Here is a 25189-nt window from a genome sequence, read left to right as displayed (position 1 = left end):
ACAAGGAGTGGCTTCTGCAACACCTCAATATTTCGCCCTACTTATGATAAGGTTCAGCTTAATGGGGCTATCGGCGAAAATGATATGCTGAGAAAAAACAACCATTGATGACATAAAGTCGGCAATGGTTGTAGTTCGGAATAACTGTTCACTTGTCGATCAACTTGGAGCTTGGCGATTCTTTTCCATTTTACATGCTAGCTTCAAACTACTGTACAGTTATCGTATAGACGTTAGAGGAGCCTACCGGCGCCGCATTGAAATAAACGCTATTGTCAACGGCTCCGGGGAACTTAGCTGCGTATGTAATCCCGCCTTCGCCATCCTTGACACCTATAATTTCAACCACACTTGGAATTGGAATATCAAGTGCCACCGGGTTATTCATAATATTTATGTTCGCTAGAAGGATATTGCCGTCTACCTTCACCGTAACGACATCGCCGTCTTCCGCGGCGAAGTCCCAGATCAGCATGCGGCTTGTCGTCGTATTTTGCTTCATCTCAATCTCGAAGTTTCTGGCTACGAGATCCGCCAAATCATCTGATGAAACTAACTGGACACCGGCCTGCATCCCTTTACCGATCCCATCCGACTGAACATCTTTTATACTATAGGCGGTTGGACCCTGAAAATATAATCCCACTCCGAGCATGATCAACACCGTAATCCCAATCCAAAATCGGTGCTTATTCCTTGCCTTTTGTGTAGAAAATGACTTACGATCGGCAGATGACTCTGTATACTCCAATGGAACATCTTTATTATCCGATTGTCGAAGCTCATATTGGTTTGTAGCTTGTGAATTCGACCTTTCCTTGTTTTGTCGGTAATTCGCCAATTTCCTTCCCCCCACTATTTTATATATTGATTTGTTCGCTGAACAATCGGGTACTTCCAGTACAGCAGTGACATGCACAATCGGATTGCCACAATTGCAAGCAGCATAAGCGTAATAGCCCATCCTTTAGAATAAAGTCCTTCGTCAGCCCATTTGTTAAGAATTGTAACTCCGGCCGCCAGAGCAAAACTGGTATAAATCAACATGTGCAGGAGGGGGAGCAATATCGTTATCTTGCGATAGGGTATACCTAAAAATCGGCTCCTTGTGGCCAAGTAAATAAAAAAACCGAAAAAGCTTACTAAGATCGTGCTGCCGTTTTGAATTGGAACCTCGTCATTCAGAATACTCTTTATATCAATATATAGTGTGTAAGGCATGATAAGCATAAGGTTAATGGCTAAGAACATTAATGGATGATAGAAAATAATAGCGAGCAACCATTTTAACAATGACTTTAGGACTTTCATCACATCACCCCCATCTGTTCTTGAAAATCTCCAGGCTCCAAAGTGGATAATTCCTCGGCTGTGGCATTGGCTTCCTTGCTCATACGCAAGGCATGGGCTCGAATCGCCTTCTCGACCAAATTTCGCACAAGCCGTCCATTGCCTGCGGTCATATCTCCTTCAAAGGTGTCCAAAATGGAGAGCAGCCTAGCTTCAGCCTCCCAGCCGATCACATATCCTTGCGCTTTCACTTGCAAATGCGCGATTTCCAGCATTTCCTCAGCTGTATAATCAGGGAATGTAATGATATTGGGAAATCTGGAGCGGAGTCCCGCATTGCGGTTCAAGAAGCGCTCCATATCTTCGTCGTAGCCGGCCAATATAACGATGAGCCTGTCCCGGTAATCATCCATCGCTTTGACAAGCGTATCAATCGCTTCCTGGCCGAATTGATCCCCTTCCGCCAAGGCATAAGCCTCATCCACAAACAAGATCCCGCCAAGAGCGCGTTCGATAACCTCTTTCGTCTTGAGCGCAGTTTGCCCCACATAACCGGCAACCAGGCCGGACCGATCAGTTTCTACCAGCGTGTCGGCCTTAATCACGCCTAGTTCTTTAAATCGTTGGGCCAAAATACGGGCAATCGTCGTTTTGCCAGTCCCTGGGTTCCCTTTAAATACCATATGGAGGGCTTGAGCGGAAGCCTTGGGCAGCCCCATCTCCTGACGGCGCTTAGCCACCTCAATTTGTGCCGATAGGCTTCTCACAAATTCCTTAACAGAGGACAGACCGACGACGGCATCGAGCGCTCCAAGCGCATTCGCCCTCTTCGCTGCAAGGTCTACATGTGCCGACAGCCCAAAATCCTCCAAAGTCAGCTCATTTAACTGATCCGCCACAATATCAGGATGATCGGCCAATCGCTCCGCTTGCTTGCGTATTGCCTCCTCCAGCGTATTGCGGACGAGCCGGCCGTTACCTCCGTCCTTTCTACCCGGGATTTGCTTCTCATTAAAATAGGATTCAAGCAAACCTGGCACATCCGAAGCTAAGGTAAACCCTCGCGTCTTCGCCATTATCAAGGCGATTTGCTGCATTTCTTCGGCCGTGTAGTCCGGAAATTCGATCTGTAGCGGGAAGCGCGAGGACAGACCCGGATTGACTTGAACAAACCGCTGCATATCTTCTGTGTATCCCGCCAGAATGACAACCAGATTGTCTTTATGGAGCTCGATAAGACGAACCAGCGAATCGATGGCTTCCTTCCCGAAGCCCCCGCCCTGCATACCATCCTGCGCAAGCGCATAGGCTTCGTCGATAAAGAGAACGCCACCAAGAGCCGATTCGACAACCAGCTTGGTCTTGTTGGCCGTCTGACCGACATACTCCGCTACCAGATCGGATCGGTCCACCTCAACGAGATGTCCTTTTTTCAAATAGCCCATGGATCGGAGCATATCTGCCACCAGCCGCGCCATCGTCGTCTTGCCCGTACCGGGATTTCCCGAAAAAATCATATTGAGAGTCTGGCCAGTATCGACATGAATCCCGGCTTCCTTCCGCCTTCGATCAACAATAAGCTGTTTCTCTAACGTTCGGACGAATAGTTTGACCTTCTCCAATCCGACAATTCCGGCAAGTTGATTTTCGATGTTAAATGCTTCTTTCTCACCGATTCCGAAGTCTGCCCCTGTCAATAACTGCAAGTCTGTATCTGCAATTGCATCTGACATCAGCCCTCTAAGCCGAGCAGCTTGCTTGCGGACAGCCTCCTCGAACAAATTGCGGACGAGCCGGCCGTTACCGCTGTCATTGCGGCCAGGGATTTGCCGTTGATCGAACAGCTCGATCAAACCCTCATAGGCATCCGAATCTATGCGGAAACCATTCTTGTCCGCTATCTGAATCATAATGTCCAGCATATCTTCCGCCTTGTAATCCGGGAACTCCACGATGAATGGAAATCTTGAACGCAAGCCTGGATTTGATCGCAAGAAAGTCTCCATCTCTTGCGTATACCCTGCCAGCACAACAACCAAATCATCCCGATGATCCTCCATCGCCTTGACAATCGTGTCGATTGCCTCAGTGCCGAACGTATCGTTATCGTGACGAGCGAGCGTATAGGCCTCGTCGATAAACAATACGCCTCCCAAGGCCTCATTGACTTGTGCCATCGTTTTCGGGGCAGTAGAGCCCACATACTGTCCTACAAGATCCTGCCTCGCCACTTCGATCAACTGACCTTGCGGCAGCAATCCTAGCGCCTTCAGAATACGGCCAATTAAGCGGGCGACCGTCGTCTTGCCGGTTCCGGGATTCCCGGTAAACACCATATGAAGCGACATCGGCACAGAGCCTTCGCCTACCCTAGCCCTCAGCTTGTTCACCTGAACCATCTCCATGAGCTCATAGACAAACTTTTTCACAGGTTCCAGTCCCGTTAACGCATTTAACTCTTCCAGGACATCGTCAATTGACTCCTGACCAACGAAAGATAGTGCTTTGATCGGAATTTCAAGAGTGTTCGACTCTACAAAAAAAGAATCGTTCTTGAAACGAATACGCACGCGCTCATTGCTACGAATCTCATTACGGGCCCGTAGGCCGGACAATACGACAGTAAGCTCCTTATCGATCCAGTGCTGCACTGCCTCGCCAAATGTTTTGTTTGTTGCGGCGATATCGGCTAACGCCTCATACGTGGAAGGATGAACAACGATAGTTATCTGCATATCCCTTGACAGATCGTCTACCGCTTTCCCAAGCAAGGCCTCTGCAATTTGTCGCATCGTCTCCCACTCTATCGGTGAAGAGATAGCCGCCGCAAGGATGCTTTGCAAGATAGAGATCGGGAGATGATTTGCCAGCCCGGACGGAACCTGGCCAAATTCACTTCCTCTCTCTGCATGTTCATCGATATAGAAAATGATGAAAAAATCGTCGGCGATTATGCGCAACCCTTCTTTGGTTCGGAAGCTGCCTTCCGCGGCAAGCTTAGCGACCAAGCTGATAATAGCCTGCTCAGCCCCTTTAATCCCCTTAAATAACACCGTGCCCTCGGAGTATTGAAAAGCCTCCGCCATATCAATAATAAAATTCCCAGATATTTCATCTGCCTCATATCGCTGCAAATCAATTTCTGAAAAATGTGGCCTAGAGGTTAGCTGATATGCATGCATCTCTCGAACTAGGCATTCCAAGGCTGTTTTCTTGCCCGTTCCGGGGGCCCCTGCCAGCAAGATCACATTCCTTGGCTTATTATCCTGGCGCCCATTCATATATCCCTGCTTATATCCCGCAACCAAATCGTCTACGAAGAACGGCTGTCCGATCACTTGATTATTAATGCTCTTCTTCACTTCTCGGAATAGTTGATCCAATTGATTGGGAGATAAAGCGCTCTGCGCATCACTTTGGCCTACTCCCTGCGACGTATATGCTTGAGGTTGAGCAGGACGGAAAGTCGACGAAAAAGTGCTCTGTCCCGCAGCAGTCTGCGCGGAATTGCTCGAACCTGCACTTCTGAATCGCGATCCTGTATTATATTGTGGCGTCGGCTGCTCTTGCCTCTTTGGAGCTGGTTCGTCTTCTTTTTGTGCGATAAACCCTTTTTCCCGAACCAATTCAACAAGCTGATACTCAGGAAAAATAAATTTGAGCGCCTTCACCACACCTTTGAGTGATTTCACCATACCTTTTCGGTTGATTCTCATATTTCCCGTTATCCCTCCTGGGGCCTACTATTCATTCTATTTTCCTATATTATACTATGTCTCTACTATACTTGCTCCTAAATCCTGGAATGTGTATTCGCCTCGGGTCAAAATATTAAGATGATTCGCGAAGTAGGAAAAAAGCCTCCCTATCAAACATCGGGAGGCTAAAATCAAAATCAAGATCATATTTGTCCATTCTCATGGTCAACACTTCCCAATCATAAGATTTGCGTCACTATGATACGGCTCCCCGTATCTATAGAGCGAAATCGAAGGCATTCAATTGGGTGCCCTTCGAAGTTGGGATAGGAATCGTTCACGCCATCCAGTAAAAGCGATTGTTATCGGTAAAACACATAAAAAGCTGCCCTACACACATGAGTTGAGTTGCCATCTAAAGTACTATGTCATTAAAGTACGGTAATCCCACTCTCAAAAATGACCTTCAAGCAGTCACCCTCATATTGAAACTCAACACTCAAAGTCAAATCATTGGGTTCGCCATCTGTCGTCAATGCATATTCGTAAGAAATTCCGCTTCCATCGTTAAAGTGGTAGAAAGATTCTTGTTGATAAACACTGCCATCTTTATAAACAGGCCTAAAGGTACATTCTACATCAAACCTATCGATCTGTTCCAACTCATTATCTTCCTTAAAACTCTCGATAACCTCTTTTAGCAGCTCAACGTCCCAATCTTGCATATCATCAACTTTTTGAGCAATTTCCTCATATCTTCCATCTGCGATTGAGTCAACAATCTCTTTTGCGAACGCCCGAATGATATCTTCCTCTTTGCCTGATACCCGTTTAAGCATACCACGTGCTCCCTTATCTTTATTCTCGTTCTCCTGCCGCATATTCGCCCGGACAGACGTCCATCACTTCTCTGGAAGGCTGGATCAGCGCCATTTCAAACCTGCAAGGCCAATGAACGTCCGGCGCCATCTCCCCGTTCAGCAAGCCGGCGATCGTCTCGCCATCGCTCACCGGCACATCCGCTTCAAACAAGTAGGCTGCAACATTGAATGCATGCCGTGACACGTCGTTCGGATCCAATGTATGAAAGTGGTACTGGACATCCGGAAGTCCAAGCGCAAAGAGGCCGAGCGAATCGATCAAGCTGTCTTCGGTCCCATGAATTGTAAAATAGCGGATATTCATGCCGAACTGCAAGAACCTCGCGGCTCCTTCGTAAGGATTATCCGCAATTACGGCCGGATGCAGTAATTTCCCGCTCGATGGAATCCAGATCGCTTTGCAGGTCGGGAACAGGCTTACGGCAGCCTCCAGCCAATCCGCCAATAAGGCGCTGCGCGATTTATAGTCCAGCCCCGCCGCCATGAAGTCGCTGATCAGCAGCTTATAGCGGCATTTTTGCAGAACGTCCTCCGCATCCGGCATCGTCCAGAACTGGGTGCGCTCCAAGTCGGTAATCGTCTCCGGTTGAAAAGGAGCAACGTCTGCCATCATCACCTGAGCCGGCAGTTTCCCCTCCTGGTAGGCTACTTTATAAGCCTCTACGGCAAACGACGATAATGCGTCGGCTGCCGACACAGTATCCGTTTTCCCGCATCGTGTTTCTAACGCGTTCCGGACGACTTCCGCATTCGGCCGTTCCACTTTCTCCTCGAATAGCAGATACATTTGAAACAACCGCTGAAACTCACTTTTTTCGTCTAAATTTTGCTGAAGCACGTGTTCGCTCTCCATTTCTCCCCTACCACTCCATTCGTATGTCGTTCCCCTCTACTATATTGATTGCCGCACGGTTCACACAAGTCCGGCTAGGAAAATGATTTCAAAGTCGGATCTATGGACATACAGCCTTTCCTGCATCCGAACGCCCATCTCCGCCTTACGCCTATCAAAGCAGCTCATATCGGACCTAAGAGGCTTTGCGTGTTAAGATGCTAAGCCTCTGCTTTTTGTGCCATTGAACAGAGATGTGATCAGAGAGAATATGCTAGTTTAATTTTATACCTTTTAATATTTCGTCGAACTCGGCGTTGGCTTGATTGCTGACCTGCGATGGATAAACTAGCAATTGGGTATAGATTTCATTATTTTGCTCGAATAGAATCATTCGATATTCAATCGTTTCATTTTTGTTGCTTAAGCTATAGGTCAACTGTTTCGCATCGAATTTCCCCACCTTCACGGACTGCTCAGTGATTTTCACCCCACTTCTGTCCGTTATATCTTTTTTGGCGAAGCTAACATATTGTTCGAAGTCCATATCTAAATCGCTCTTGCTAAGATGCTGAATAACCATCATGCTATTCTCGGGTGAGACTAAGATAAGCTGGTGATCACCTGTATTCTCAATAGAAGATGTTATGTTACTCCAGTCGCCATAGGCTGTGACTTGGACTTTTTTGTCTTTGGTCGCAAATGGCTGCTTCGTAAAAATTGTGACTGCTTGAATCTCGGCCAGCCAGTTCACCTTCGCATCCACTGCTTCGCCGATAAAACGTAACGGAACGTAGGTGCTGCCCTTAATGGTAAAAGGGGCTACTGTCAGCTCTTTCTGCTTGCCATTGATCTTAGCAGTAGTTGAACCCACTTTAAGCTTGATAAACGTACCTGATTTACTTCCCGTAATCGTTTGCGTTTTTGAATCCCAGTCAACCATCAATCCCAATGCTTCGAAAATAGCGCGGAACGGAACAAGTACAGATCCATTTTGCTGGATGGGTGGCACTTGGAACTTAACGATCTCCCCATTCAATAGCACCATGATTTCGTCAGGATCTGAAGGTGGTGTCGGTTGTTCATCTTCTTCTTTAAGCACTTTGACGCCTTTGGCAGCGAGTTCAATCAGAATTTTCTCCGCACTCGCATCTAGAGGGTTATTGCTGAGTGAAACCTCCTTGAGCTTTGGAAGACTTGTTAAGACGCTAATATCTTGAATCTGATTATTCTCAAAATATAAATGTTCTAGTTCCGGGTGATCCCTTAGCGGTTCAAGAGACTGGACTTGGTTATCGCTTATGTCCAACCAATTCAGTTTGACTAAGGATTGGATCGGCGACAGGTCCTTAAGCTGATTATTGCCGATTAACAGGTCCGTTAAATTGGTTAATCCCGCTAATGCATCAAGCTTCTTGATATTGTTCGAATCGAGTACAAGCTGCTCCAGTTGGGACAACTCTTGTAGCGGGTCAATTTGAGTAATTTGATTGTCATTCAGAGCTAGGAAGGTGACTTTATGTAAATTTTTAAGTGGCCCAATATTCGAAATTCCAAGCCCTGGGAGCATTAGGCTTTTTACATTAACAGCATGCTCTAGTCCGGTTAAACTGTTAATTTTCTGCTCAGGGTCATCGGGATAGAGCGACGTTATGGTCTGTAAATCTTCTTTGGTAATGGGACCAGTCGGTTTCTTTAGCTCGACTCTAATCGCTTGTTCCAAATTTTTGTCTGAGATAAGGGAGGTCTCTGCGAATGCGGATGGAATAGAAGCGAAGCATAGCAAGAAAGCAAGTACAGTGATTAGTTGCAGTTTGATCGGTTTACGCAAAATGGGTTCACTCCTCGAATTGTCATAGTGACTACATTCGCCATTTGTAAACTATTCCCTTTATAGCAGCACCTAAGTGGTGATTCCCGTACTGAACAGGAGTCATCTTCCTACATAGCAACTTAATGCGAAAAATTCGCCCTATTTATGATAAGGTTCACCGTATTTATGATACGGTTCACCGTAACATCTATAGAGCGAAGTAAAGGACGTCCTAATTGGACGTCCTTCACAGATACTAGCGGAAAAATGTTGTTGAAAAACTGTAGAAGGCAGATCCAAGAACCTTCTGTCTAATTTGTTACGCTAAAGCCTTTGTATATGTGTATTAGTAAATGAATCTTGATATTTCAACCCAGCACCTATTGCTCTATCCATACAGATATGAGCGATCCAGATGATCGATCCTAATAATAGATAATCGTTTGAAAAATATAAGTAACCTAATGTAAAAAGCAGGGGGAAAATAAAGGTGTGTCCCAAATTATAAACAATCGCACCTATTTTCTTATTCATGATGTACCCAAGCATTGTAAGATCAGGAACAAATAAAAGAGCAACAAACAACCATATGGGAAAGTGTAGCTGCATGTAAATAAAAAAGGAAAGTGCAAAGGCAAGTGCATATTCAACATGAACGATTTGTTTATTTGTCATCATATCTCTCCCTTTAAACCCTGTTGAAATAAACCAAGCAATAGGTTTTCGATATCTTCAATATTCTCTGAATACTCCACTTCACTCGCAAGTTCTTTAATGGTTTGAACCACTGTCAATGCTTGTTGGTAAAACCGGATTTTTTCCTCAAGATTCATTATTTTTCGATTCAATAACAATACAGTTGCATCCTTACATTCCGTAGATATGGATCTGTCTCGTAGTATAAGTGATTGTTGAATTTCCTTTATTGTAAATCCTAATTGCTTTAATACGATGATAAGCTGTATCTGCTTCTCACATTCTTCATCAAATTCCCGATAACCATTTTCTCGTCTGATTGGAGTCAATAAGTTCTCTTTTTCATAATAACGAATGGTATCCGTTTGAATTTGATATTTGTTCGCAAAATCATTAATTTTCATTGTCGGCCTCACCTCCAGAAAAATCATAACATTGGAGTAAACTCCAGAGTCAACTATTTAACCTATTTTTCCCTTATAATTGATACACTGGATGCACTGGTGCTGATTTATTTTTACTGGAAAAGTGGGATGACGATATGAAAAAAATATTATCTTTCATGGAATGGGGCCTATTTGCCCTTCGTTTGTATCACTATATTTTGCTAGCGTCCCGTCTATTGGAAGAAAGTGAATTTTCGATCCTAACGGTAGTGAATATCTTTTGGCTGATTCTAGCGTCTGTCGTCCCTATGCTGTTCTGGTTCCCTGGGTTTAGAAATAACAAGACTTGGTTCTGCATAATGGAGCTGCTGTTGGGCGGTTCTTATTATGTGAATTCTGACATCCATCCGGATCTGACTTCAAGGGCGGACTATTTGCTGCTCAGTCTTATCCTGGGATACTTAATGACGAAGAAGACGATCTGGGTTATTCCTGTGGTGGCTTTCATTCCTTTTTTATCAAAGACTTACTTGCATTTGCCTTGGGAAGAGGCGTTTAGCTTCGCATCAGACAATCTGCTGTTCTGCTTCATCGGCATATGGGCGAGCTCCGTAGCCAAAGCATACGAAGAGAAGAATAAACTGGCACTGGAAGTGGAGCGGCAAAATAAGCTGCTAACCCTCTACTCTGCGGAAATCGAGACCATGACGCTTCAGGAAGAGCGAAACCGTATGTCGAAGGAGCTTCATGATACTTTGGGGCACTCCTTTATCTCACTGATTATGAGCCTTGATGCTTCGATTGCCCTTCTGGATCGGAAGCCAGAAGAGGTCAAAAGCCGATTAATCCGCTTAAGGGCACTTGCTGAACAAAATTTGGACGACATGCGAAACATTGTGCATGAAATGGCAGAGGAAGAGGGGGCAAGTCTTACACAGCAGGTGGAGAACCTTGTCCTCCGTTTCCAGGAGCACACGGGAACTGTACTCACCGTCAATCTGCTGGGGACAGAGCCCAGGTTGCCTTTTGAAGTGCGGCAAACGGTCCTCCGTGTCATTCAGGAAGCTTTTACGAATGCGCTAAAACATGGAAAAGCATCTCAATTGTTCTTGGAGCTTGAGTTTGCCGTGAGCACGCTGCAATTAATGGTCCGGAATAACGGCATACCGATCAAAAAAATGGATTATGGCTTTGGTTTGACCACGATGAAGCATCGAATCGAGCGATTGGGAGGCAGCTTGTCCGTGGTTTCTAAGGAGGAGGCTGAGGCGATGACCGAAGTCAGATGTGAAATTCCGCTGAAGGGAGTGCTGCTGCATGTCGAACATTAAGGTGCTGATTGCTGATGATCAAGAATTAATCCTGGAAAGCTTACATATCGTGCTGTCCATGGAGGAAGATATCGAAATAGCTGCATTGGCAAAAAACGGGGAGGAAGCCATTCAGGGCTGCGAGCAGTTTCAGCCCGACATTGTGCTGATGGATATCAATATGCCTGTCATGGACGGCGTGGCTGCAACAGCCCTGATTAAGAAGCGATTCCCTGACATCAAGATTATTATGCTGACCTCTTATAAGGAAGTGGAGTATGTGCTTGCGGCGTTAGGTCATGGCGCAGAAGGTTATCTGCTCAAGGCCATCCACCCCAAGGATCTGGCTGCAGGTATTCGCGTGGTTCATGCGGGAGGCACCTTAATAACACAAGAGATGGCGGGCAAAATGATTAAAAACATGAACATGAACCATTCCTCCGCCGTAAAAAGTAATGAATACGGGCTCAGCGCCCGTGAACTCGAAGTGCTGCATAAGCTGGCTTCCGGCCTGCGCAATCAAGACATTGCTGAGGCGCTTTTTCTTAGTGAAGGGACAGTTAAGAATTACATCTCAACGATTTACTCGAAGCTTCATGTCAAGGGAAGGCGAGAAGCTGCCCGCATAGCCCGAGATTCGGGCATATTGGATCACAAGTAACCATATCATGACCAAAGCGCACTATGTCTTTATGACTTTTTCAGCATAAACTCGGGTCTAACAAGTTATAAGGAGCTGAGGAAGACATGAAGAAAATGTTTGCAGATCAAGAGAAGCAGCATATGGGTGGGATAATAAGTACGGGACGTCCATGGTGGCGATTTTCCATCATCTGGATGATTGTGGGGACCATCGGCATTATTCTCGTGGATGCCCTAATCCGGCCATTAGCAGAGCAAGCACAGGGAGTTGCTTCCCTTCTTTTGATACTAACGGATGGCATTGTGGCTATCATCGTCTATGGGCTAACGATGAAATTCTTGGCTCGTCGGTCAATTCCTGAGATATCAAGAAAACGAGCAGGAATTGAAGCTGGCATGGGATTACTAACTGGAGCCATTTTTATCACAGTGTCCACTTCTATAATTGTTGCTGCGGGAGGCTACACCTTTCAATGGGCGAGTACTGCGGACACGGGTTCTGTTCTAATATCCTCAGTTACACCAGCTTTAAGCGCAGCTATTATTGAGGAGCTTATCTTTCGCGGGCTTATGCTTCAAGCAATTAGTAAGTTGGCGGGAAACGGGGTCGCACTTGCTATGACCTCACTATTCTTTGGAGTTGTCCATCTTGGCAATCCTGGGGCAACCCTATGGAGCGCATTTGCCATTAGTGTAGAAGCAGGTATTCTGCTTGGAGCCGCATTCTTGTGGCGACGCAACCTATGGTTTGCCATGGGACTGCATTTTGCCTGGAATGCGCTTGAGGCTTTACTTGGTATTCCTGTTTCCGGACACTCTTCAGCGGGTCTGTTTACTGTCGAAGTGACCGGTGCAGCCATTCTCACAGGGGGGGACTTTGGACTCGAGGGCTCTATTGTTCCGGTGATAGTCAGCCTTCTAATTGCGATTCCCATGTTAACTGGAGCTGCTCGGAAACGAGTATCGTCGTCTGAAAAGCCTTATATTAGCGGATGACAACAATCTTTCAACGTCAATTACAGCAATGGATCGCTGGTTTACCCAATTACATCAAGGCATATCTGCCTATTTCATGTTGCGAAAGTTGAGTTAATAAAGCTACTCTTATTAATGAGGTGAGATTATCAAAAAGGTAAGAAGGATGTTGGTATATTCGGGCGCAGCTATTATATTACTTGTTGGGTTAGCGTTGTTATTTCCCACTTGGACTCCCAAGATAGAGGGCAAAAACAGCATAAGCATACTTGAGCAAGTCGAAATTAATGGCACAGGTCATGAACTTCTGATACGAGGTCAGGATAAGAGCAATCCGGTTGTTATTTTTGTACACGGAGGTCCGGCGGTTTCAGAAATCCCCTATGCCACCAAGTACCAAGACCTGCTGGAGAAGGACTTTACGGTTGTCCGATATGACCAACGAGCCAGCGGAAAATCTTATCACTTTGGAGAGGACTATTCCAATCTTTCGACAGATCTATTAGTGGAGGATTTATTGATTTTGACGGATTACATTTCGGCTCGTTTGAATCAAGAGAAGGTCATCCTCGTCGGACATTCCTCCGGAACGTATATTGGCATACAGGCGGCACAGCAAGCTCCTGATAAATACGAAGCCTATATTGGCATCGGACAGGTGTCTAATATTGTTGATAGCGAATGGGATAGTATGAATTATGTGATTGATCAAGCGAAACAAAGCGATAATACGACCGACGTTCAATATTTGCAAGGGTTAACCGAACAAGTCCGAAACGGCACTGCGTTAGTACCTCGCCAATATGTTCACAAATATGGAGGTGCCGCAAGACTGATCGATGCTGAGGCGGATATGGAACAGGGGTTATGGTTTGGACCTGAGTATAACTTATTAGATCGCATCCGTTATAACCGTGGTGCAGCTTACTCACAAGGCATTTTAATTCGGCAAGCCCTTGCAGAGCCTCTGCCTACAATCGTTACGAAACTTGAGATACCAGTATATTTTATCATGGGACAGTATGATAACATGACTTCCGCAAAATCGGCCAAAGCATACTTCGATCAAATTGAGGCGAGTTCAAAGGAATTTATAACATACGAGCAATCTGCTCATTATCCACAATTTGAAGAGAAAGAGACATTTTCCAAGTGGATGGTGGATTCATTCGTTCAACAATAGTGCGAAAGGTCATTTTTATGGTTGCAGCAATTTTCCGAAGTGCCGGTATATGAAGGCATATCTGCCTATTTCATGTTGCGAAAGTTGAGTTAATATTTTCCGAAACCCTTTTCGCAAGTAATGTCCAACTTAAGAATGTCATACAGGTTTTGCTTGGATTCATCTAATTTTTTTTGAGCAGCTTCAATTTCCGCAATTTTCATTTGTATCAGGCTTACATGCTCTTCCTTCGACATTCCGTTTTTCGAGATCATTGATTTAATATCCTGAATGGAAAAGCCAACTGCCAAACAATGCTTTACAACATTCAGATGATGAATGATGTCTGTCGCATAAATCCGATAGTTATTTTGATCTCTCGATACATATTCATCCGTGATAATGCCTATTTGCTCATAATAACGGATCGTTGAAATCGGGAGATCCATACTTTTCGCTACTTCACTTATCCTCATGACCATCCCCCAGTTTTAGCGCTTGCTATAAAGTGTACTTTATAGTTTACCATCTCAGTAGTACTGGTCAACATCATTTCCAAACTCAACCGAAAAAGGAGAGAAACATGTATGAGCATCCTTACAGGCAACTACCAGAAAACAAACGATTTCAACAAAATTGCACTGGAACGTCGCTCTGTTAAAGTTTACGATCCCGAAGTGAAAATCAGTCGGGAAGAAATGACCGAGATCTTAGCGAAAGCTTCCCGCGCCCCATCTGCCATTAACATGCAACCCTGGCGTTTCCTTGTGATCGACAGCCTTGAAGGCAAAGAAAAACTCGCATCACTGGCCTCCTTCAACCAGACGCAGGTTTTGACATCCTCGGCTGTTATTGCGGTGTTTTATGACTCCAACAATATTGAATATATGGACGAAATTTTTAATAAAGCAGTAGAACTTGGCTACATGCCCCAGGACATCAAGGATATGCAATTGCAACAGGCAAGGCCGTATTATGCAAGCCTGACTTCATCCGCCTTGCGCGATATAAACATGTTGGACTCGGGTCTTGTGTCCATGCAACTAATGCTTGTAGCTCGCGCCCACGGCTATGACACCAACCCAATGGCGGGTTATGACAAGGATCGAATCGCGGAGGTCTTTCACTTGGACAAGGAGCGATTCCAGCCTGTCATGCTGCTTTCGATCGGTAAAGCAAGCAAAGAAGGCTATCCTTCCTACCGATTACCAGTAGATACGATTACGACTTGGGCATGACCGGACTTTTAGAACCGCGAAATCCTAGTACTTCGCGGTTTTCGCGAGCATTCATGCCCGCATAGCCCGAGATTCGGGCATATTGGATCACAACCATGTCATGACCAAAGCGCACTGTGTCTTTATGACTTTTTCAGCATAAACTCATAACTACCAAACGTTATAGGAGCTGATGAAAGACATGAAGAAAATAAGGTCCAACAACATAGAGAGGCTGCTTCGCTTTCCAATAACCTGGATGCTTGTGGGTGCGGTCGCTATTATTCTTGTACAGGGGTTATCCCTTGTGCTGACCCAGCGAATAGAAGGCGCAGGATCCCTGCTCTTAACACTCCTGATGGGCTTAGTAGCCATCCTGGTGTATAGGCTTATTATGAAATACGTGGCTCTGCGACCCATTCCAGAGCTATCCCGGCAGCACGCATGGATGGAAGCTGTCCGGGGTGTAATCACGGGAGCGATTTTTATCGCGGTGTCCACGCTTATTATTGTTATGCTCGGTGGCTACTCCTTTCAATGGGCGGCGGCTGCAGATCCGGGTTCTATTCTCATAACGTCCATTGGAACAGCGCTGAGCGCAGCCATCGTTGAGGAACTGGTGTTTCGTGGATTGATGCTTCAAGCTATACAGAAATTAGGCGGCAGCTGGATTGCACTCGCGATAACCTCGCTTACCTTTGGGGCCTTCCATCTTGGCAATCCAGGAGCAACACTATGGAGCGCACTTGCCATCACACTAGAAGCAGGGGTTCTGCTCGGAGCTGCATTCTTGTGGCGGCGTAATTTGTGGTTCGCCATGGGGCTGCATTTTGCTTGGAATGCACTCGAAGCTGCGCTTGGCATTCCTGTATCCGGACTCCCTGCGGCCGGGTTGTTTACAGTGAAGGCAAACGGCGCAGCATGGCTTACGGGGGGAGATTTTGGCCTGGAGGGCTCTATTGTTACGGTGATCCTAGGACTTGTGATTGCCATTCCGATGCTGATCCGTGCTGCACGGAAACAGTCATGATTGCTCCTCCAGCGGTAAATACAAACTTAGGAGGGACACAGGACTATATACGCAAGGAGAACCGCTAGGTACCTTCGCGAATGGGATTTTCAACGATTTAGCTAAGGAAATCTACTAAACGTGAATGCCGCCTACAGGCGGCATTACTCTTGCAAAACTTATCCATGTCCGACAGGACCAAGCCAATTGAACTTTCCCAAAATCCAGATTCCCTTAGATTAACCTTCAAATGTTTTTCAACTAACCCCTCAACCGTGAAGCTGTCTCAACCTTCGTAACATAGAGCATCCCAGGAACTATTACAACAGCAACAACCACTAATACCAATGCCATTGTGTGCATATTTCCTATGTTCACTCCTGTAGCAAAAGCCACACCATAAATACTTGAAGCAAGGATATTTCCAATGAATCTTGATGTTATCATCAACCCTGCTGCAATCCCGCTTTCCGACGTCTTAATAAAGGTATACATCAAATTTTGCAGGCTTATAATCTGTATCCCATTACTAATCCCTGTAGTCGCAAGCACGATGCCAATCCACACGAATGAAGAATCACCCTGAACTGTGAAAATGAGGATGACTCCGGCTAATCCAAGTAACGCACTGGTCAATAGCGGAGCCCGAAATCCTTTCTGCTCAGCCCATCGAATCGCGATCGGTGTCATGATCATGGAAAAAATGGAGAGCGACAGCATGACGATTCCCGCCTTTTGAGAACTTCCCCCCAATGTTCCTTGTAATAATGTGGGGAAGCTTAATAACAAGGAAAAGAAAATAACGGTTGATAGAATGTACTGGCCAAAAATAAGCGCAACATTCAAGTTTTTACGAAAGAAGTTTACATTGATGAATGGTTCATCTCTTCTTTTCTCATACATGTAGAAACCAATCGTTAGCAAGATAGCCATCATTAATGTTCCGATTTGAACACCTTTCTCCAATCCAAGCAAAAAGACCATCCAGCAAGTAATGAATGAACTAAACAAAGTAATGCCAACGACATCCATTTTATAGGACTGAGCAGTTGTTTTCTTATCTTTCGGAATAAACTTCAATGTTAAACCCATTGCAAGGACTAAAATCGGTAAATTAACATAGCAGGAACGATTTCCTTCCATATGTATCACTTAATTTCCCAATCAATGGCGTAAAGACTGCACTGATAATAAAATAGGAAGCAATTAACCACGATATTCCTGACGCACTCAAGTGAAAATCTTGTTGAATGGCTGGTAGTGCTACTGTAATCATTGTTGTATTTAATGGATTTAATATCACCCCTAGCGATACGGCCAGAATGATCCATTTTTCTTTAACCTTAACATTCATTCTGCAGTCTCCTCTAGATCGTATATTCTTTAACTTTTAGTATGAGTTATATCCTAAACATAGCCATGCAAAAATAAAACGCCCCTTCAAAACACAATATCGGCGTCTTAACCCGGGACCGGGGGTATTGCCGTGACGCGCCTAAACGAACCGTCATATACCGATTAATATATCGCCTCTAATATGAAGACGACAAGGAGCGAATTGGATGAAATGGTCTAACGGTGTAGCGGCCTACGGCGCTTATATTAGCTTGGGTTCGACTTGTCAAACCGCCTATCAGTTAAGAAGACTTCGGCTAAGGAAATTCGCCGGTCCGCTGGATTGGTTTATCTCGCGTGACGCTGCGGATGTATCCCGTCTAATCCGGAATCGGTTTGAACGGTTTATGGATTTCGATCGTCTTCAGGTTCTGGGTATCAATGCAGATCAATACGTCATAAGAGATAATAGACATAATGTCTATTCTTACCATGATTTCCCTTTACCATATCACTGGACGTATACTTATCCCGATTTCAAACAAAAAGTGGACCGTCGTATAAAAGCTCTTGTGACGGCGGCTAAGAAGGGGCCGATTTGTTTCGTTAGAACCAGCACATCCAAGAACGAGGCGCAGCAATTGCACTCGGACTTAAGAACAATCGTACCCGGTAAATTTCAGCTGTTAATCGTGAACGAAACTGATTATGATCAAGTGGTCACGCACGAGGATTGGGGACTTCGGCACATCAGCTCCGTTCGGATTCCTAGAGGAAAAGATTGGAGAGGCTCCGATCTTGCATGGGATGAGATTATGTACGGGTTTACACTGATGTCTGGGGGACTGATCACTCCAGGTAACGGAGACAGTAATTGTGTATGAACGGGTTGGCGACGGCACAAGAGATCTTGGCGTTTCGTCCCCATTCAGCCTTTTAGATAAATAGTATAACGTAGATAAAGTTCCCCCGCAGAGATTAAAAAATTTGCGTTATTTATGTACGGCTAACCGCGTTGCCGCTGTCTGTAACTGCAAGTTTTAAGGCCATCCTTTGCGGATGGCCCTTTCTTTGATCTCGCTTTGTTCAACTATCGTTCCCGTCAGTTGAATGCGTCCCCCTATTTGCTAACATTCATTTCTTTTATGATTTCTATGAATTGATTGACTACCTCCGATGGATGTAATGAATATAGCAAGCCATATGGAATTGCAAAATCCAAATCACTCGGGATCGTCACCAAGGATGGATGAATATCTGCCCACGCCTCCAATGTCAGCATAACGATGTTGCTTTCCTCGCAGCGATTAAACCCATCAAGATCGTAGAGCCGCGGAATGTCTTTAATTCGTATTTGAGGATGATTCTTTATTAGGAAATCACGTATGTCATGAATAACTGAGCAGTTCCCGCCATTCACCAAAGCCAATCTTTCCCCATATAAATCTGTGACAGAGAGTGTTTTCTTAGAAGCTAACCTATGGTGCCGAGATACGGCAAAGCAAAAACGGTAACTCCCCAATTCAAGCACACGGTAGTAATCCTTCCAGCTGTCTGCAAGAAAAGGTCCTACCATGATATCGAACGATTGGCCGATCGTACGGTAAGTGGTTGGGAGTATATGTGCATCATCTTCGAAATGAACGATGCTTATTCCGAATTGCGGAGATAAGTCGCTAACTTCATTCCACAGATCAATCAAAACCTTACATGAGTTAAGCATAGAAGTGCCAATCCGAACAATATGCCGATTTGCTTGAGCGGCCTGACGCACACGGATCAGAGCTTCTTGATAATATTGCAGAATAAATTCCGCATCCTTGATAAAAGCTGCTCCTGCCTCCGTGAGCCTGACACCGTGGTTGGTACGGTTAAAAAGAGGGGTTCCGGTTTGCTTTTCCAACAAATTCATTTGCTTCATCACCGCGGTGGAAGAAATAAATAGCTGTTCGGCTGCCTTAGAAAAACTTCCTGACTTCGCCACTTGAACAAACGTCTTCAGATGTTCATTCATTCAGAAAGCCCCTCCTTATGCATAAACCAATAGTTAACACCATGCTAACCTATTTGAAGTTCCGTATCAAGCTGTTAAGCCTTAACATAAGACAAGAACGAAAGAGTACAAAAAATACCACATACAGGAACATATTGGAGGGGAATACTATGGAAAACAAAGTCTGGTTCATTACAGGAGCCTCTCGCGGGTTAGGGCGCATTTGGGCCGAGGCCGCTCTCTCTCGTGGGGATAAGGTTGCCGCGACAGCCCGCACACCGGAAAGCATCGCCGAACTTAAGGATCGTTTTGGAGACGCCGTTCTTCCCCTAGCGCTCGATGTGACGGATGCCCGTCAGGTCAAGCATGCCGTTCAGCAGGCACATGCGCATTTCGGCAGGCTGGACGTCGTCTTAAACAATGCCGGATACACGTTGGTTGGCACGACTGAGGAGGCTGAAGAGTCCGACGTCCGCGAACTATTTGATGCCAATTACTTTGGTACTCTTCGGGTCATCCAAGCTGCCCTGCCTCTGCTTCGAGTACAGGGCAGCGGGCATATTCTCGGAGTCTCCAGTGCCATGGGGATTGTTGCGGCACCGCTCATCGGCTTCTATTGCGCTTCCAAATGGGCGGTCGAAGCACTGCACGATAGCCTCGCGCAAGAGGTTAAAGGCTTCGGCATTAAGGTCACGTTGCTCGAGCCCGGCGCCTTTGCAACTGATTTTGGAAGTCCCTTGTCCATGAGGACATCACAGCAACTGGAAGTCTATGATGAACTTCGGAAGGCAGTGTTCGGTCGCTTATCAACTGAACACCGAGGCGATCCGCAGGCAACAGCCGAAGCGATTCTTCAAATTGTAGACGCCCAGGACCCGCCTCTGCGGTTTGCGGTCGGCGCTGGGGTCTTGCCTTTGGTCCGCGGAGCCTATGCCGATCGATTAGCCGCTTGGGAGGCATGGGAAGCTGTATCGAACGAAGCGCAAGGCAATCCGACCGACCGTTTGCTTAACTCGGATACCTCAAAATAGTACTACTTTCGCGTATAGCAAGGTCAAAAGCTTAGGACATTGAACTGGAATTCGAGGAGACGCTACTACAGTGTCTAGTCGACGCTGCCCCCTCCACCGACAAGGTGGACGGGGCTTTTTCTTTGTCCAGACACAAGCACATCTCGCCCTTCACGATCGTGATCTAGGAGCATCTCTCTTTCTGCTAAGCGAAAGTACCCTCAGAAGCGCATTCACTGCCAGCATCTATTATTGGGTTGAATTCATTAGTTCATAGAAATACTTTGATTCATGGGTTTTATAAAGACTATACCATGCATCTAAAGCTTCAGAGGGGAATACATCCAATGCTCTCAAAATATGTACAGAAAATTCTAATGGAGCTATACCAGATGCGGTGATCAAATTTCCATCCGTTACTGCAGGCTCCGTTCTATAATACTTTTCACCTGTATACGTGGGACAGATCATTTTGAGATATTCCAGATCATTACTTGTATGCGGGCGTAAATTTAGCAATCCTGTCTGGGCAAGTCGTATCGTGGCACCACAAATCGCCGCAACCAATACACCTTCTTCTAAACACTTTTCAACAACTCTAATGATAGGTAGGTGAATTGTTTCTGACCATGTATCTCCACCTGGTAAAATCAATGTATCAGTGTTTTCGAAGCTGCACTCTTCCAGTTTAATGTCAGGAAGTATTTTCAATCCACCCATTGTAGTTACGGGAGTCATATCATTTCCTACAGTAACTATTTTTAATGGAGCCAGCCCTTTTTTAAAATATCTTCCCGAGTTCAGTTCAGCAGTTAAGTAACCAATTTCCCAATCGCCATTGTGTCAAATACATAGAGATATACTGTATTTTTCATTTGTAATTTCCCCTCGTTTTACAATTCATCAAGTGATACCAACCATCGGTAATAAGTGATTATCATCATAATAAAACAGCTTCCCCGACATCTGCAGTCAGTGAAGCTATTATAGTTGATAATATTCCGTTAACTCCGACGCAATAGCAACAAGCTTTGCCTTCAAGCTCTGCGGTTCGATGACTTGAATCGATTTCCCGTAAGGTAGAAGAAAATTCGGAACATAGTTATAAATTCTTCCTCAGATCCACCTTGCACTTATTACATTATATAAGAATTTTGGCGATCTTGATGAGGGTAGTTTCGGAGGGACCCATTCAGAATAGAGAATTCCTACTCGCCTAATAAATACAATTTCGCCCTATAGATGATACGGCTCACCATATCATCTATAAAGCGAACTTAATTCCTAGCAAAATAGTTCGTAGTAAGTAGAAGATTATGATAGTAATCCCATTTTTTATATCGTATGATTCTTCACATACAATAAGATTTTGCAATAATAAGCTTCATAATATATATCTTATTATTTATATTTTCCGTACGGGAGTTTTTTCGGAATGGAGAGACTATGAAAAAAAATATTGTCTTTGTGATTGCACTACTTATACTGTTCACCCGATTCACAACTCCAAGTTATGCATTATCAGATTCCCAATCTGATTCAATACAAACCTTGTTGGATGATGCAAGCCGTATATCAGGTGTCCCGGGAATGTCAATCTCAATACTTGCGAACAATGAAGTGCTTTTCTTTTCTTCCGGGTACGCAGATCGTGAAAAGGGACTGCCGGCAAGTGAAAATACTCTATATGAACTGGCTTCGGTAAGTAAAGCTTTTACCGGCATGGGTATTCTGCTGATGGAAGAACAAGGACTGCTGTCAATGTCAGACCCTATCCAGAAATATTTGCCTTGGTTTACGTTAAAGTATCAAGGGAAACACGTTGATATGCAAAGTATTACACTCAATAACTTTTTACACCATACTAGCGGCTTAACAAATGGCAGTCACAGTCAAAACATTCCACAAGGCAATACGCCGGATATGTTGCAAAAAACCGTAGAAATGCTCGTAGATTCTGAATTGTCGTTCTATCCTGGTAAGCAGTATAATTACGGAACTGTTAATTATGACGTATTAGGTCTGGTTATTGAGATGGTGTCGGGACAAAGCTATGAAGACTTTATGAGGGAACAGGTATTTCAGCCGTTGGGTCTTCACCAGACGTATGTTTATAAAGAAGATGCTCAAGCCACCGGACAGTTGGCACAGGGCTACCGTTCTTCCTTTTTTATGACAACTCCATATAACGCGCCGGATTATTCCGGGAATAAACCAGCAGCCTACATCATTTCTTGTACAAAAGATATGGCGCGTTGGATGGGCATACAGATGGGTATTGTGCAGGACATACCCGAAATATTCCATACGGTTATCGAAAAATCACATCAAGGTGATATGTCTGTTCCGGCTGTCAACGAAATGTATTATGCGGCGGGCTGGTCGGTAAACGCCAACCAAACGATTATAGAGCACCCAGGGGGCAATCCCAATTTCGGAACCGAAATGGTCATACTGCCAAATGAACGAACAGCCATCTGCTTGCTGACCAACGGAGCAAATATCAATAGAAGCATGGTACTAAAAGTTAAAGATATACTAGACGGCAATCTGACGCAGTCATATGGAATAAGCGGCACACAGCTTTTGGATATCATTTTGTCGTCTACCACAATTATTCTTTGCCTATTGGCTGTTCTGTTCTTTTTCTTAGGATTACGCAGAAGGAAAACGAATGAGCGGCAGCCAATGACAAAAAAGCGAATAATCGTAACCGCTGTTTTGCTGGTTGCTACGATTGTCCAGTGTATAATGTGCTGTGCATTAGATTGGTCAACGATACTTATTTGGCAAACATATAGTGTTCTTACAGCTTTGATTTCGTCGGCATTATTAGCAGCAAGCATTACATGGTTTGTATACACTCAACGATAAATGCCTCGCTCCGAAAATAAGCATTTCATTCGTTCGCTTATTGAAAAAACGCGAAGATTTATTTTAATGAGTGAACAATATCAGCAAAAAGGAAGTGCCAGGGCACCCCCTATTTTTAGCCGTCACTTATGGTATGGTTCACCGTATCATCTATAGAGCGAAAGCTGATAACACAGTGAATTGTTAGCTATTATAGTACAATTGTTATTGTTTTTCAAAGCTATTCTTTTGTTATCCAATGAATGGCGCAATACCAAACTTTAAGGTGGTGTTCGATCCATGACTGTTACGAACAGCAAGGCAAAAGCGATGGGGATGTTTCTCAAATCACGCAGAGAGCGGCTTTCTCCGGAGGATGCGGGCTTGGAGTTCACGAGCGGGCAGCGGAAGACGCCTGGATTACGTCGCGAAGAAGTCGCCGTACTAGCAGGTGTAAGCGTCACCTACTATACATGGCTTGAACAAGGACGGGATCTGACCCCTTCCAGAGATGTGATCGACTGCATCGCCCAAGCTCTCCGATTATCTCCCGCAGAGAAAAGTCATTTATATCAGTTATGGAACCCTCATGCATCCGAGACGCCTCTTGCGACACGAGCTGTCGTGGATCCACAGATACAGCAGATTATCGATCAGCTGGCGTTCCCTTCTCATATCACGAATGAGAGGACCGAAGTGCTCGCTTGGAACAAGGCAGCCCAGGAGATGTTCTTCGACTTTGCCTCTATTCCTGTCCAAGAACGCTATTTTATTCGTTTGTTATTCGAAGATACGGAAATGCGCAGTCGTATTGTGAATATAGAACATCTTATTAAGAACAACGCCGAATTCGAACGAATCTGGAAACAGTACGATGTTCAACTAAAAAAAGTAAACCGGATATTTCTACAGCCCCCCGGTGTCTATCAATCTTATGACATCCAATCATTGGTTAATCTAACTGATAGCCCGGATATCCACATTTGCATTTACACACCAATTACGGATGATCCAGCTGCAGACTGTTAGTATTTTTACTAGTAAGAACGTTGTGTGGCTGCCTCAATAAGGATCGATTAGAGTAGGTTTATATTCGAAACATCCTAAACCAGAAATGAGGGAGCCTATGTTGCAGCAAAGAAAATTAGGGAACGAAGGACTTGAAGTGTCAGCCCTCGGCCTCGGAACGATGATGATGCCTGATAACGATGAATCCGTGCATACTATTCAGGGAGCACTGGATATGGGCGTGACGATGTTCGATACGGCCGACCTTTATGGGACGGAATATCTGCTAGGGCGGTTCGGTGAAAATGAGAAGTTTGTCGGACGTGCCCTTAAAGGCCGGCGCGATAAGGCCGTTATTGCAACCAAATTCGGCATCACGCACGGGCAAGGACCGAAAGGAGACCCCGCCTACATTAAGAAATCCGTTGATGCCAGCCTCTACAGCCTGGGACTAGATTACATTGATCTCTATTACCAGCATCGCCCTGATCCGAATACTCCCATTGAAGAAACGGTCGGCACGATGGCTGACCTCGTTAAGCAAGGGAAGATCCGATATATTGGCTTGTCTGAGGCGCCAACCGATATCATCCGACGTGCTCATGCGGTACATCCGATTACCGCAGTCGAAACCGAATATTCCCTTTGGAGCAGGGAACTGGAGGATGAAATCCTCCCACTTCTTAAGGAGCTGCGTATCGGCCTAGTCCCTTACAGCCCGCTTGGCCGCGGCTTCCTAACCGGCCAGATCAAGAAATTCAAGGATTTACCGGAAGACGACTATAGGCGCTATTACCCACGGTTTCAAGGCGAGAACTTCGCCAAGAATGTTGAGGTCGTCTCTCTAATCGAGAGAATGGCCTCCAATAAAGGCTGTACTCCCGCCCAATTGAGTCTGGCCTGGCTCCTGGCACAAGGCGAACAGATCGTGCCGATTCCGGGAACGAAACGATTGGATCGTGTGCAAGAGAACCTCGGCGCGCTGCAAGTGAAGCTGACAGCCGAAGATTTGGCAGAGATTGAACGTATCTCTCCCAAAGGCGTGGCCGCAGGCAACCGCTTCGGCGCCTTCTGATAAA

At 45.2% G+C, this 25189-nt stretch carries 24 protein-coding genes and 2 pseudogenes; 12 read left to right on the top strand and 14 right to left on the bottom strand.

Annotation, left to right across the window (positions count from 1 at the left end; translation table 11 throughout):
- Nucleotides 1–208: 208 nt before the first annotated feature.
- The 8 genes from ACYUJT_RS14810 to ACYUJT_RS14775 all read right to left on the bottom strand — a co-directional run bounded on the left by ACYUJT_RS14810 (nucleotide 209) and on the right by ACYUJT_RS14775 (nucleotide 9614).
- The gene (locus tag ACYUJT_RS14810; protein ID WP_460323498.1) at nucleotides 209–841 is read right to left on the bottom strand and encodes a hypothetical protein; all 633 of its coding nucleotides are present in this window, start codon (nucleotides 839–841) and stop codon (nucleotides 209–211) included.
- 14 nt (nucleotides 842–855) lie between these two features.
- Nucleotides 856–1293, bottom strand: coding sequence for a hypothetical protein (locus ACYUJT_RS14805; RefSeq protein WP_460323496.1), 438 nt, complete (start codon nucleotides 1291–1293; stop codon nucleotides 856–858).
- Nucleotides 1294–1310: 17 nt separating this feature from the next.
- Nucleotides 1311–5006, bottom strand: coding sequence for an AAA family ATPase (locus ACYUJT_RS14800; protein WP_460323494.1), 3696 nt, complete (start codon nucleotides 5004–5006; stop codon nucleotides 1311–1313).
- Between the two features lie 413 nt (nucleotides 5007–5419).
- Nucleotides 5420–5827: a DUF7668 domain-containing protein gene (locus ACYUJT_RS14795; RefSeq protein WP_460323492.1), complete on the bottom strand. Its 408-nt coding sequence runs from the start codon at nucleotides 5825–5827 to the stop codon at nucleotides 5420–5422.
- A gap of 19 nt (nucleotides 5828–5846) precedes the next feature.
- On the bottom strand, nucleotides 5847–6722 hold the full coding sequence (locus ACYUJT_RS14790; protein WP_460323490.1) for a DUF4261 domain-containing protein: 876 nt from the start codon (nucleotides 6720–6722) through the stop codon (nucleotides 5847–5849).
- A 253-nt stretch (nucleotides 6723–6975) separates the two neighbouring features.
- Nucleotides 6976–8532, bottom strand: a complete 1557-nt coding sequence (locus tag ACYUJT_RS14785) for a stalk domain-containing protein (RefSeq protein WP_460323488.1) — start codon at nucleotides 8530–8532, stop codon at nucleotides 6976–6978.
- Nucleotides 8533–8838: 306 nt separating this feature from the next.
- Complete coding sequence (locus tag ACYUJT_RS14780) at nucleotides 8839–9189, bottom strand: DUF4260 domain-containing protein (protein WP_460323486.1); 351 nt, start codon at nucleotides 9187–9189, stop codon at nucleotides 8839–8841.
- Nucleotides 9189–9614, bottom strand: coding sequence for a MerR family transcriptional regulator (locus tag ACYUJT_RS14775; RefSeq protein ID WP_460323484.1), 426 nt, complete (start codon nucleotides 9612–9614; stop codon nucleotides 9189–9191). The genes ACYUJT_RS14780 and ACYUJT_RS14775 overlap by 1 nt, the downstream gene beginning before the upstream one ends.
- Before the next feature lie 251 nt (nucleotides 9615–9865).
- Here ACYUJT_RS14775 and ACYUJT_RS14770 point away from each other — a divergent pair, with 251 nt between their 5' ends.
- From ACYUJT_RS14770 to ACYUJT_RS14750, 5 genes are all read left to right on the top strand, one after another.
- Nucleotides 9866–10927 carry a sensor histidine kinase gene (locus ACYUJT_RS14770; RefSeq protein ID WP_460323482.1) on the top strand — a complete coding sequence of 354 codons (1062 nt, stop codon included), beginning with the start codon at nucleotides 9866–9868 and terminating at the stop codon, nucleotides 10925–10927.
- The gene (locus ACYUJT_RS14765) at nucleotides 10914–11567 is read left to right on the top strand and encodes a response regulator transcription factor (protein ID WP_460323480.1); all 654 of its coding nucleotides are present in this window, start codon (nucleotides 10914–10916) and stop codon (nucleotides 11565–11567) included. The genes ACYUJT_RS14770 and ACYUJT_RS14765 overlap by 14 nt, the downstream gene beginning before the upstream one ends.
- Before the next feature lie 86 nt (nucleotides 11568–11653).
- Nucleotides 11654–12544, top strand: a complete 891-nt coding sequence (locus ACYUJT_RS14760; RefSeq protein ID WP_460323478.1) for a lysostaphin resistance A-like protein — start codon at nucleotides 11654–11656, stop codon at nucleotides 12542–12544.
- 127 nt (nucleotides 12545–12671) lie between these two features.
- Nucleotides 12672–13706 carry an alpha/beta fold hydrolase gene (locus ACYUJT_RS14755; RefSeq protein ID WP_460324181.1) on the top strand — a complete coding sequence of 345 codons (1035 nt, stop codon included), beginning with the start codon at nucleotides 12672–12674 and terminating at the stop codon, nucleotides 13704–13706.
- Nucleotides 13651–13794: a topoisomerase DNA-binding C4 zinc finger domain-containing protein gene (locus ACYUJT_RS14750; protein ID WP_460323476.1), complete on the top strand. Its 144-nt coding sequence runs from the start codon at nucleotides 13651–13653 to the stop codon at nucleotides 13792–13794. Before ACYUJT_RS14755 ends, ACYUJT_RS14750 begins: the two co-directional genes overlap by 56 nt.
- Before the next feature lies 1 nt (nucleotide 13795).
- Here ACYUJT_RS14750 and ACYUJT_RS14745 read toward each other — a convergent pair whose 3' ends face one another.
- On the bottom strand, nucleotides 13796–14161 hold the full coding sequence (locus ACYUJT_RS14745) for a helix-turn-helix domain-containing protein (protein ID WP_460323474.1): 366 nt from the start codon (nucleotides 14159–14161) through the stop codon (nucleotides 13796–13798).
- Nucleotides 14162–14272: 111 nt separating this feature from the next.
- Here ACYUJT_RS14745 and ACYUJT_RS14740 point away from each other — a divergent pair, with 111 nt between their 5' ends.
- Nucleotides 14273–14923: a nitroreductase family protein gene (locus ACYUJT_RS14740; RefSeq protein ID WP_460323472.1), complete on the top strand. Its 651-nt coding sequence runs from the start codon at nucleotides 14273–14275 to the stop codon at nucleotides 14921–14923.
- A gap of 181 nt (nucleotides 14924–15104) precedes the next feature.
- Nucleotides 15105–15932 carry a lysostaphin resistance A-like protein gene (locus tag ACYUJT_RS14735; RefSeq protein ID WP_460323470.1) on the top strand — a complete coding sequence of 276 codons (828 nt, stop codon included), beginning with the start codon at nucleotides 15105–15107 and terminating at the stop codon, nucleotides 15930–15932.
- A gap of 240 nt (nucleotides 15933–16172) precedes the next feature.
- Here the strand turns inward: ACYUJT_RS14735 and ACYUJT_RS14730 are convergent, their stop codons facing one another.
- Both ACYUJT_RS14730 and ACYUJT_RS14725 read right to left on the bottom strand, forming a co-directional pair.
- Nucleotides 16173–17054 (bottom strand): MFS transporter, encoded by an 882-nt coding sequence (locus ACYUJT_RS14730; protein ID WP_460323468.1) that lies wholly within the window; start codon nucleotides 17052–17054, stop codon nucleotides 16173–16175.
- Complete coding sequence (locus tag ACYUJT_RS14725) at nucleotides 17026–17265, bottom strand: MFS transporter (RefSeq protein ID WP_460323466.1); 240 nt, start codon at nucleotides 17263–17265, stop codon at nucleotides 17026–17028. Before ACYUJT_RS14725 ends, ACYUJT_RS14730 begins: the two co-directional genes overlap by 29 nt.
- Before the next feature lie 208 nt (nucleotides 17266–17473).
- Between ACYUJT_RS14725 and ACYUJT_RS14720 the strand changes: the two genes are divergently transcribed.
- Nucleotides 17474–18130, top strand: coding sequence for a DUF1796 family putative cysteine peptidase (locus tag ACYUJT_RS14720; RefSeq protein ID WP_460323464.1), 657 nt, complete (start codon nucleotides 17474–17476; stop codon nucleotides 18128–18130).
- A 236-nt stretch (nucleotides 18131–18366) separates the two neighbouring features.
- On the opposite strand, the gene ACYUJT_RS14715 is transcribed toward ACYUJT_RS14720, so the two are convergent.
- Complete coding sequence (locus tag ACYUJT_RS14715) at nucleotides 18367–19260, bottom strand: LysR family transcriptional regulator (protein ID WP_460323462.1); 894 nt, start codon at nucleotides 19258–19260, stop codon at nucleotides 18367–18369.
- A gap of 134 nt (nucleotides 19261–19394) precedes the next feature.
- On the opposite strand from ACYUJT_RS14715, the gene ACYUJT_RS14710 reads away from it, so the two are divergent.
- Complete coding sequence (locus ACYUJT_RS14710; protein ID WP_460323460.1) at nucleotides 19395–20270, top strand: SDR family NAD(P)-dependent oxidoreductase; 876 nt, start codon at nucleotides 19395–19397, stop codon at nucleotides 20268–20270.
- A gap of 228 nt (nucleotides 20271–20498) precedes the next feature.
- Here the strand turns inward: ACYUJT_RS14710 and ACYUJT_RS14705 are convergent.
- Nucleotides 20499–21124, bottom strand: a pseudogene (locus ACYUJT_RS14705) (type 1 glutamine amidotransferase family protein).
- Between the two features lie 109 nt (nucleotides 21125–21233).
- Nucleotides 21234–21359, bottom strand: a pseudogene (locus tag ACYUJT_RS14700) (DNA-binding transcriptional regulator); the annotation flags it as partial.
- 336 nt (nucleotides 21360–21695) lie between these two features.
- Between ACYUJT_RS14700 and ACYUJT_RS14695 the strand changes: the two are divergent.
- The 3 genes from ACYUJT_RS14695 (at nucleotide 21696) to ACYUJT_RS14685 (ending at nucleotide 25185) form a co-directional block, all read left to right on the top strand.
- Nucleotides 21696–23123: a serine hydrolase domain-containing protein gene (locus tag ACYUJT_RS14695; protein ID WP_460323458.1), complete on the top strand. Its 1428-nt coding sequence runs from the start codon at nucleotides 21696–21698 to the stop codon at nucleotides 23121–23123.
- 279 nt (nucleotides 23124–23402) lie between these two features.
- Entirely contained in the window at nucleotides 23403–24131 is a 729-nt protein-coding gene (locus ACYUJT_RS14690; RefSeq protein WP_460323456.1) for a helix-turn-helix transcriptional regulator, read from the top strand.
- Nucleotides 24132–24231: 100 nt separating this feature from the next.
- On the top strand, nucleotides 24232–25185 hold the full coding sequence (locus ACYUJT_RS14685; RefSeq protein ID WP_460324179.1) for an aldo/keto reductase: 954 nt from the start codon (nucleotides 24232–24234) through the stop codon (nucleotides 25183–25185).
- Nucleotides 25186–25189: the final 4 nt, after the last annotated feature.

Source organism: Paenibacillus sp. YSY-4.3 (genome assembly GCF_054767475.1).
The sequence above is the reverse complement of the archived record's forward strand: the minus strand, read 5'-3'. Positions and strand labels throughout refer to the sequence as shown.

Excerpts from the sequence above, each read along its gene's own strand:
- ACYUJT_RS14745 (WP_460323474.1), bottom strand. The coding sequence starts at position 14,161 with ATGAGGATAAGTGAAGTAGCGAAAAGTATGGATCTCCCGATTTCAACG.
- ACYUJT_RS14730 (WP_460323468.1), bottom strand. The coding sequence starts at position 17,054 with ATGGAAGGAAATCGTTCCTGCTATGTTAATTTACCGATTTTAGTCCTT.
- ACYUJT_RS14765 (WP_460323480.1), top strand. The coding sequence starts at position 10,914 with ATGTCGAACATTAAGGTGCTGATTGCTGATGATCAAGAATTAATCCTG.
- ACYUJT_RS14735 (WP_460323470.1), top strand. The coding sequence starts at position 15,105 with ATGAAGAAAATAAGGTCCAACAACATAGAGAGGCTGCTTCGCTTTCCA.
- ACYUJT_RS14760 (WP_460323478.1), top strand. The coding sequence starts at position 11,654 with ATGAAGAAAATGTTTGCAGATCAAGAGAAGCAGCATATGGGTGGGATA.
- ACYUJT_RS14690 (WP_460323456.1), top strand. The coding sequence starts at position 23,403 with ATGACTGTTACGAACAGCAAGGCAAAAGCGATGGGGATGTTTCTCAAA.
- ACYUJT_RS14780 (WP_460323486.1), bottom strand. The coding sequence starts at position 9,189 with ATGACAAATAAACAAATCGTTCATGTTGAATATGCACTTGCCTTTGCA.
- ACYUJT_RS14740 (WP_460323472.1), top strand. The coding sequence starts at position 14,273 with ATGAGCATCCTTACAGGCAACTACCAGAAAACAAACGATTTCAACAAA.
- ACYUJT_RS14715 (WP_460323462.1), bottom strand. The coding sequence starts at position 19,260 with ATGAATGAACATCTGAAGACGTTTGTTCAAGTGGCGAAGTCAGGAAGT.
- ACYUJT_RS14695 (WP_460323458.1), top strand. The coding sequence starts at position 21,696 with ATGAAAAAAAATATTGTCTTTGTGATTGCACTACTTATACTGTTCACC.
- ACYUJT_RS14795 (WP_460323492.1), bottom strand. The coding sequence starts at position 5,827 with ATGCTTAAACGGGTATCAGGCAAAGAGGAAGATATCATTCGGGCGTTC.
- ACYUJT_RS14720 (WP_460323464.1), top strand. The coding sequence starts at position 17,474 with ATGAAATGGTCTAACGGTGTAGCGGCCTACGGCGCTTATATTAGCTTG.
- ACYUJT_RS14800 (WP_460323494.1), bottom strand. The coding sequence starts at position 5,006 with ATGAGAATCAACCGAAAAGGTATGGTGAAATCACTCAAAGGTGTGGTG.
- ACYUJT_RS14725 (WP_460323466.1), bottom strand. The coding sequence starts at position 17,265 with ATGAATGTTAAGGTTAAAGAAAAATGGATCATTCTGGCCGTATCGCTA.
- ACYUJT_RS14790 (WP_460323490.1), bottom strand. The coding sequence starts at position 6,722 with ATGGAGAGCGAACACGTGCTTCAGCAAAATTTAGACGAAAAAAGTGAG.
- ACYUJT_RS14775 (WP_460323484.1), bottom strand. The coding sequence starts at position 9,614 with ATGAAAATTAATGATTTTGCGAACAAATATCAAATTCAAACGGATACC.